Origin of the sequence: Intrasporangium chromatireducens Q5-1 (assembly GCF_000576575.1) — a bacterium.
In the GTDB taxonomy this organism is placed as follows: Bacteria; Actinomycetota; Actinomycetes; order Actinomycetales; family Dermatophilaceae; genus Intrasporangium_A; species Intrasporangium_A chromatireducens.
The window spans coordinates 1-7646 of sequence record NZ_AWQS01000181.1 but is presented as its reverse complement, the minus strand read 5'-3'; the positions used below and the strand labels follow the sequence as shown (position 1 = coordinate 7646).

General features: G+C 69.6%; 7 protein-coding genes. 2 read left to right on the top strand and 5 right to left on the bottom strand.

The features are described from left to right. Nucleotides 1-167: 167 nt before the first annotated feature. From N864_RS16665 to N864_RS16645, 5 genes are all read right to left on the bottom strand, one after another. Nucleotides 168-1505 (bottom strand): MFS transporter, encoded by a 1338-nt coding sequence (locus N864_RS16665; protein WP_034719408.1) that lies wholly within the window; start codon nucleotides 1503-1505, stop codon nucleotides 168-170. A 123-nt stretch (nucleotides 1506-1628) separates the two neighbouring features. Then, nucleotides 1629-3047 carry an MFS transporter gene (locus tag N864_RS16660; RefSeq protein WP_034719405.1) on the bottom strand — a complete coding sequence of 473 codons (1419 nt, stop codon included), beginning with the start codon at nucleotides 3045-3047 and terminating at the stop codon, nucleotides 1629-1631. A 14-nt stretch (nucleotides 3048-3061) separates the two neighbouring features. Beyond that, nucleotides 3062-3874 carry a CoA-transferase subunit beta gene (locus tag N864_RS16655; protein WP_240474368.1) on the bottom strand — a complete coding sequence of 271 codons (813 nt, stop codon included), beginning with the start codon at nucleotides 3872-3874 and terminating at the stop codon, nucleotides 3062-3064. Further along, nucleotides 3871-4821, bottom strand: a complete 951-nt coding sequence (locus N864_RS16650; RefSeq protein WP_034719402.1) for a CoA transferase subunit A — start codon at nucleotides 4819-4821, stop codon at nucleotides 3871-3873. Before N864_RS16650 ends, N864_RS16655 begins: the two co-directional genes overlap by 4 nt. A gap of 167 nt (nucleotides 4822-4988) precedes the next feature. After that, entirely contained in the window at nucleotides 4989-5903 is a 915-nt protein-coding gene (locus N864_RS16645; RefSeq protein ID WP_034719399.1) for a LysR family transcriptional regulator, read from the bottom strand. An 83-nt stretch (nucleotides 5904-5986) separates the two neighbouring features. On the opposite strand from N864_RS16645, the gene N864_RS16640 reads away from it, so the two are divergent. Together N864_RS16640 and N864_RS26450 are read left to right on the top strand one after the other, a co-directional pair. Beyond that, on the top strand, nucleotides 5987-7237 hold the full coding sequence (locus tag N864_RS16640; protein WP_051518709.1) for a CaiB/BaiF CoA transferase family protein: 1251 nt from the start codon (nucleotides 5987-5989) through the stop codon (nucleotides 7235-7237). A gap of 45 nt (nucleotides 7238-7282) precedes the next feature. Then, a partial coding sequence (locus tag N864_RS26450) for a helix-turn-helix domain-containing protein (protein WP_155892983.1) occupies nucleotides 7283-7646 on the top strand: 364 nt, incomplete at its 3' end.

Genomic DNA, 7646 nt, shown 5'->3' with positions numbered 1-7646 from the left:
CCCACGCCCCCACACGACCCTCAGCGCGCGGACGGCATCACGCCGACAACCGAAGGCTCATCGGTGGATCGAGGCTAAGCGAAGACCCCCTGCGGCCACAAGGTTGGGCCGAACGCCTCGTGCGGCCGGCCCAACCCCTTTGCTTGTCAACCGGCGAGCACCTTCAGTCAGGCAATGGAGACAGCCGGCTCGTCGACGACCAGGTGACGGCCCTCTGCCTCGGCCCGGCGCGCCGTGCGCCCAAGCAGGGCCACGGAGCCGACCAGCGAGATCACTGTCGTGACGATGGCGAAGCCGATCGGCATGACGATGCTGCCCGAGGAGTTGAGCAGCCACTGGAGGATCATCGGGGTGGTGCCGCAGAGGGCCCCAGAGAGGCCGTAGGTGAGCGACATCCCGGTGTAGCGGACGCGAGCTGGGAAGGCCTGCGCGAACATGCCCGCCATGACGGCGTAGAACATGACGTCGGGGATGGTGGCCAGGACGGTGCCGAGCATCGCGATGGTCCAGTTGCCCGTGCCGATGAGGACGAACATCAGGGGAAGGGCGATGACCTCGAGGCCGAGCAGGATCGCCACGAGGCGGCGCACGTTGCCGCGCGTGGCGAGGACCGCGCCGAACGGCTGGACGAAGAACTGCACGACGCTCGCGATGAGGATGATGCTGAGGAACGAGTCCTTGGCGAAGTTCAGGTCCTTGGTGGCCCACGCGAGGGCGAAGGTGTCGCGGGCGTAGACGACGACGAAGACGCAGAGAATTCCGAAGACGCCGAGGACGACCTCCGGTGTGTGGGTCCGGAACAGCTCCATCACGGGCACCCGCACGGTCTCGTTGCGACGCTGCAGCTCGAGCATCTCCGGCGACTCCTCGATGCTCAGGCGGATGATCAGGCCGACGACGACGAGGACCGCCGAGAGCAGGAAGGGCACGCGCCAGGCCCAGGACAGCAGCGCCTCATCGGGCAGCAGCGCGGTCACGCCGAGGAAGACGAGCGTGGCCAGGATGCGTCCGGCCGGTGATCCCTGCTGGGCGAACGCCCCGAAGAGGAATCCGCGCTCACGCTTGGTGTGCTCAGTCGCGATGAGGACCGCTCCTCCCCACTCGCCCCCGACGGCGAGCCCCTGGATGAGGCGGAGCACGACGAGCAGGACCGGGGCGGCCGAGCCGATCGCGGCATACGTGGGCAGCAGGCCGACACCAGCGGTCGCCACACCCATCAGCAGGAGGGTCGCGATGAGCGCCCGCTTGCGGCCGATGCGGTCCCCGATCTGGCCGAAGACGACGCCTCCGATTGGACGGGTGAGGAATCCGACTGCGAAGGTCGCGAACGAGAGGAGGATCGCCACGGACGGAGCCGCCGCGCTGAAGAACAGCTTGCCGAACACGAGTGCCGAGGCCGTGCCGTAGATGTAGAAGTCGTACCACTCGATGGTGGTTCCGACGAATGCGGCCAGGCCAGCCTTGCGGGCCATCCTCTCGTCGAGAGTCGTCGCCGTTGATGACATGCTCGAGCCTCCTTTGGCTGAGTGCTTGCGGCCACGGTAGGGGGCTGCGCCGTTGATGGTCCAACACCAAATGTGTGGATGATTGATGTCCTAGAGGTATGGATTGGGGGCCATCCGGCGGCCTCAGCGGGCGTCGGCGGCGACCTGCGCCGCGTCGGCACTCGCGACGGTGTCCCCCGCTGCGCCGGCGCGGGCCGCGAACGCCCAGCTCCCGGCGACGAGCACGACGGGGCCGGCATACACAAGTCGGAGGTGGCCGCTTGGGTAGGTGAGGGCGACCCAGGCGTAGCCGACTGCAAGGCCGGCGAAGCGGGTCATGTTGTGTAGGCCGAGCGCTGCGCCGTGCGCCGCCGCCCGAGACGTCATCAATCCCAACGCTGAGGTGGCCTGCGAGATGCCGATGCCGCCGCCGGCCAGGGCGAGGCCGGTCACGGTGACGGCCACGACCCGTGCTGGTGTGCCGGTCATGGCGGCCAGAGGCAGTGCGACGAGCCCGGCGGCGAGAAGAGTCAGGCCGAGGCGAAGCACCCTCCACTGTGTGAAGCGGTTGGTCAGGCGCGTGGACAGCGGCGCACACGCCGTCATGGCGAGGGCCAAGGTCAGCATGATCAGCCCGATCGCAGCGGGCCCCAGCCCGACGTCGCGACCGAGGTGCAGGGGTGTGGCTACGACGGCGACACCGAGGCAGGCCATCACGGTGCCGGCCGCTGCGCTACTCGCGGTGTACCTGAGGTCGACGAGGACCTCCCAGGCGACGAAGCTGCGACCGCCTCCTCTCGCGCGCCAGGCGAACGCGCCCAACGTCAGGCCGCCGGCAGCTGCGACGGAGAGGACCAGATGCAGGTCGCCGCCCTGTCCGGCCCATGTCAACGCTCCGATGACGGCGCCGACCCCTACGACGAGCGTGGCCATGCTCGGAACGTCGAGGCGCGCAGGGGTCTTGGCCACGCTCGGCACAACGGTGAGGGAGAGCAGCAGGAGGATCAGGCTGAGGCCGGCGTGGGCGACGAAGACGGCCCGCCATCCCAGCGTATCGGCGATGAACCCGCCGAGCGCCGGCCCCACGGCCTGGCCGAGGCCGATGGCGGTCGCCCAGGCGGCCATCACCCGGACCTTGTGCTCCGCCCAGTGGTACCCGAGGACCTGCTGGACGGCCGGTGGGATCGCGGAGCAGGCCAGTCCCTGGACGGCCCTCATCAGGACGAGGAACCGGAGATCCTGGCTCAGCGCCGCCCCGACCTGGGCGGCGGCCATGAGCGCCAGCGAGCCACTGAGCACCACACGGGAACCGAAGCGTTCGCACATCCAGCCGACGACGGGTGCGCACACGACCATCGCGAGGGTGAAGGCGCTGACGGCGAGGACGATCCCCTGCGGTGAGGCGGCGAGGTCGCGGGCGATGACATTGATCGGGGCGCTGAGCAGCGTGCTGGCCAGCGTCCCGAGTGTCGAGCAGGCCAGCAGGGCGACGTAGGCGATGCGGCTCGGACCGGAGTCCGTCGTGGTGAGGCGGGGTGGGCCAGCACCGCTCTCTGCCGGCACCCCTTGGTGGTCTCTCATCGCAGGTAGAGCCGCACGGTGTCGATCTCCTCCCGGAGCAGCCGCACCTCCTCGACGGTCGGTCGCTCGGTGACGCGCACGTCGTCGGCGACGGCGATGTCCCAGCCTGTCGCCGCGCGCACCTCGTCGACACTCACTCCCGGATGGACTTCGCTGATGACCAGCTCACCGAGCTTGTCGGGTCGGCGCAGGACCGCGAGCGGGGTGATGACCACGGAGACCCCGTGGCCGGGCGGCACCATTCGTGGGTCCTCCGCCATGGCGCGGACGGGGCTCGGAGAGGTGCAGAAGTCCAGCTGGGCGGGCAGGGCGCCCGGGTCGTGGCGACGTAGCACGACAAAGCACTCTGCCGCGTTGGCCATGATCTCGGCTGCGCCACCGGACCCGGGAAGGCGCACCTTCGGCCGGTCCCAGTCGCCGATGAAGCTGGTGTTGAGGCTGCCCCATCGGTCCACCTGGGCGGCGCCGAGGAAGCCGACGTCGACGTGACCGCCCTGGAGGACGTAACCGAACAGGGCTGGTATGCCGACCACGGCCTCGGCGCCGGACACGAGGACCGAGTCGGCGATGCCCTCGGCGAGCCCCTCGGGATGGGCGCCGCAGACGCCGGACTCGTAGATCAGCTCGACGTCCGGGTTGACGGTGCGCCGAGCGAGGTCGACGGCCAGGGCGGGCAGCCCGACCCCCGCAAAGACGCGTCGCCGGCCGGCGAGCTGCCGCGCCGCGACCGCGGCAAGGAACTCGGTGGAGGAGGGATCGACGTCCGAGAGCTCTTGGGCCCTGTTTTCAGGCAGCGTGGATGTATTCACTGTCGGCCTCCCACTTCCGCGAGCCGGCGACGTCCGAAGTCCACCGGCTGCGAGAGCCTCGGTGACACCTTGAGCGCGGCCCATCGCTCGGCTCCGATCATCTCGAGGTATGCCGCCCGGTCGGGTACGCCGTGCACATACGCCTCGAGCCAGGCCAAGGTCGCGTCACGGTCCTTGCTGATCGGCTCCCACTCGCGGTAGAAGGCGTTGTCCCGGTCGTAGTGCCCCTGGGCGTAGGACGGGTGTGCCCCGCCCGGGCAGTGGACCACAGCGGCGACGGCGTGGGACGGGATGACCGTGCGGTTGGGGTCGGAGCGGACCACTTCCTCGTCGACGACCTCTTCGACGGTCGCGATGACGGTGCGGGCGGCATACGCCGCCTCCTGCTGGACGCCTACGATCCCCCACATCTGGACATTGCCTGCGCGGTCCGCGCGCTGCGCGTGGACGATCGTCACGTCGGGACGCAACGGCGGCACGACGTAGATGTCAGGTCCGCCATAGGGGTCGCTCACCTTACGGATGTTCGGGTTGAGCCGGGGCAGGTCGCTGCCCGCGTAGGACCGAAGCGGGAAGAACGGCAGGTTCGCGGCCCCCGCCTGGTAGCGGCACACCATGCCGTAGTGGCTGTACTCCTCCACCTCGAGTGGCGCCGGGTCGGCCCGCTCGACCCTGCGCCGCACCTCGTGGAGGGAGCCGGCCGAGCCGCTCGCGAAGAAGGAGGCAACGAGTCGGCGGACGCAACCAGCGGCGATTATCTGGTCGGCCAGCAGGTCCGGGGTGAGGCGGCACAGCGTGAGGTCTCGCCGTCCCTGCCGGATGATCTCGTGGGCGGCGGCGAAGGGGATGAGGTGTCCGAAGCCCTCGAGGGCCACGGTCATGCCGTCGCGCACGTGGGCGGCCACGGCCGAGGCCAGGTCGGTCACTTTGTCGTCGGTGGTCGCCATGGAGCTCCTCGGTCGGCACGGAGTGCAGGGTGGATGTGCGAACACCCTGCCGCCGCGCACGGCCGGAACTCCAATACTTCTTGGACGCGTAACTATTGCCTCAGGCGTATTGATCCAGCCGGGTTGGCGTTGTTGAGCGCCTTAATGCTGCGCCGCGGGAGCCCGCGTCAGCTCGGTGCCTGCTCCAGATCCGGCGTGGGCAGCGCAACCTCGGAGGCCTTGAGCACCTCTCGCAGAGCAGGGTTGGCGTCATCTCGCCGCCAGGCGAGCCAGCAGTACGTGGGCACGAGGCCCTCCTCGAGCTGCACGACCGCGATGCCCTCCTGCACCACGTTGTTCACGGCGGTGTCGAGCGTGACGGTCAGGCCGACGCCGGCGCCCACCAGCGCCATGAGGGTCCACGAGTCGGGGGCCGTCTGGACGATGTTCGGGGCATAGCCGGCGGCCGAGGCGAACCTCAGGAAGTGGTCGCGCACGCTCGAGCCCGGGTCTGCCGGCAGTGCGATGAAGGGCTCGTCGCGCAGCTCCGCCATGCTGACGAGTTCCCGGCGCGCCAGGGGGTGCTCCTCCGGGACGACGAGCACGTAGTGCTCGACGGAGACGATCCGGTGCGAGATCCCGGGCGGTTCGGTGACCCACCGTGCGATCGCGAGGTCGAGGTCACCGTTCACGACCGCCCGGAGGGCCTCGTGCCCGTACGTGGTACTGCGCAGGTTCAGCTCGATGCCTGGGTGGCGCTCACGCACGAGCCGTCCCAGCTGGCCGACCAGCAGGTGTGATGAGGGCCCGGCAAAGCCCACGCGGACCCGTCCGGTCTCACCTCGCCCGGCCGACTTCACCGCCCGACGGGCCGAACGGACGTCGTCCAAGACCTGCCGAGCGGGCTCTACGAGTGCCTCGCCGGCGGTCGTGAGTCGGACGCTGCGGGTGGTCCGGTCGAAGAGCGCCGCCCCGACGTCGCGCTCCAGCTGCTTGATCGTGCGACTGAGCGGGGGCTGTGCGATGTGCAGGCGCTCGGCGGCGCGGCCGAAGTGCAGCTCCTCAGCGACGGCGAGGAAGGCCTCGAGCTGGTGCAGGTCCATGGCTGGACTATTTCATATAGCTCATCAATATGTGAAGCATTGGGTATTTGACGGGTAATAGAGCGCCCCGTGATAGTTGGCCCATGACAAGCGAGCTCCTGCCCTTGGACGGCATCACCGTGGTCGCGCTGGAACAGGCCGTCGCGGCGCCGCTCGCGACCCGCCACCTCGCCGACCTCGGCGCTCGCGTCATCAAGATCGAGCGCGTGGGCGAGGGCGACTTCGCCCGCAATTACGACGACGCGGTCCTCGGACTGGCCTCCCACTTCGTGTGGCTCAACCGGGGCAAGGAATCGGTGGCGATCGACCTCAAGTCGGCGCGAGGCCGGGCGCTCGCGGAGCAACTCGTGGCCACCGCCGACGTGTTCATCCAGAACGCCGCGCCCGGGGCCGCCGCCCGGCTGGGCCTCGATGCCGAGGAGCTCGCTCGCAGGCATCCCCGGCTCATCATCGCCGGCATCAGCGGCTACGGCACCGACGGGCCGCTGCGGGACCGCAAGGCCTACGACATGCTCATCCAGGCCGAGGCGGGCCTCATCTCCATCACCGGCACCCCCGAGACGGCCACCAAGACAGGCATCCCGACCTCGGACATCGCAGCGGGCCTCTACACGACCCAGGCGGTCCTAGCCGCCCTGTTCCGCCGGGAGCGCACTGGTCGGGGCGGCGTCGTCGACGTCTCCATGTTCGATGCGACCGTCGAGTGGCTCGGTCACCCGATGTACATGCAGATGTACGGCGGCCGGCAGATTCCCCGGATGGGCCTCAGCCACGCCTCGATCGCGCCCTACGACGCCTACCCCACGGCGGACGGCCAGATTCTCATCGGCGTCCAAAACGACCGGGGCTGGCGAGCCTTGGTGACCGAGGTGTTCGGGCGCCCGGACCTCGCCGACCGCGCCGACCTGGCGACCAACCCGCTGCGTGTGGCCAACCGTGACGAGTGCGACCGGGTCGTCGCCGAGAACACGCGACGGTTCCCGACGGCGGATCTCGACGCTCGGCTCGCGGACGCCGGGGTGCCGGCGGCGCAGATCAACGACCTCGCCAAGGTGGTCGCACATGAGCAACTCTCGTCGCGGGACCGCTGGCGGAGCATCGACACGCCGTCGGGTCCGGTGGAAGCGGTCCTGCCTCCCACGACGTTCCGCGACGTCGAGCTGCCCATGGGTGGCATACCGGCGCTCGGTGAGCACACCCGCGAGATCCTCGGCACCCTCGGCCTTACGGCCGGGGACATCGACTGGCTGGTGTCCGATGGAGTCGTCGGTGTGCACGAGGGCGGCAGCACATCGGTGGACGGGGAGTCGAGCGCTGGAACCCTCAGCGCGTGAGCACGCCGGCGAGCGAAGCCTTGGACTGCGCTTGGGCCCCAGCACGTGCGGTACTTCCTCACCGTCGTGGACCACGGAAGCGTCAACGCCACGGCGAATGCGCTGGGCGTCGCTCAGCCGACCATCTCGCAGGCCCTGCGCTCGCTCGAGCGCGAGCTGAGGACGCGACTGTTCCACCTGATTGGACGCGGTACGGTCCCACGTCGGCCGCCGAGGCGCAGAGCGGTATGCGCGCCATCGTGGCGGCTCAACCGGCAAGGGTGGCAGCGCGCCTCTCGCAGGCCCACCCGCGCCCGCATGGCCAACACCGAAACGGCTGAAGGTCGCCGTCAACGTAGACGACGCGAAGGGTGGTTGCACGACCGGTTGCACGAACGCGTCCAAACCCTCGATGACCAGCAGCGATGTG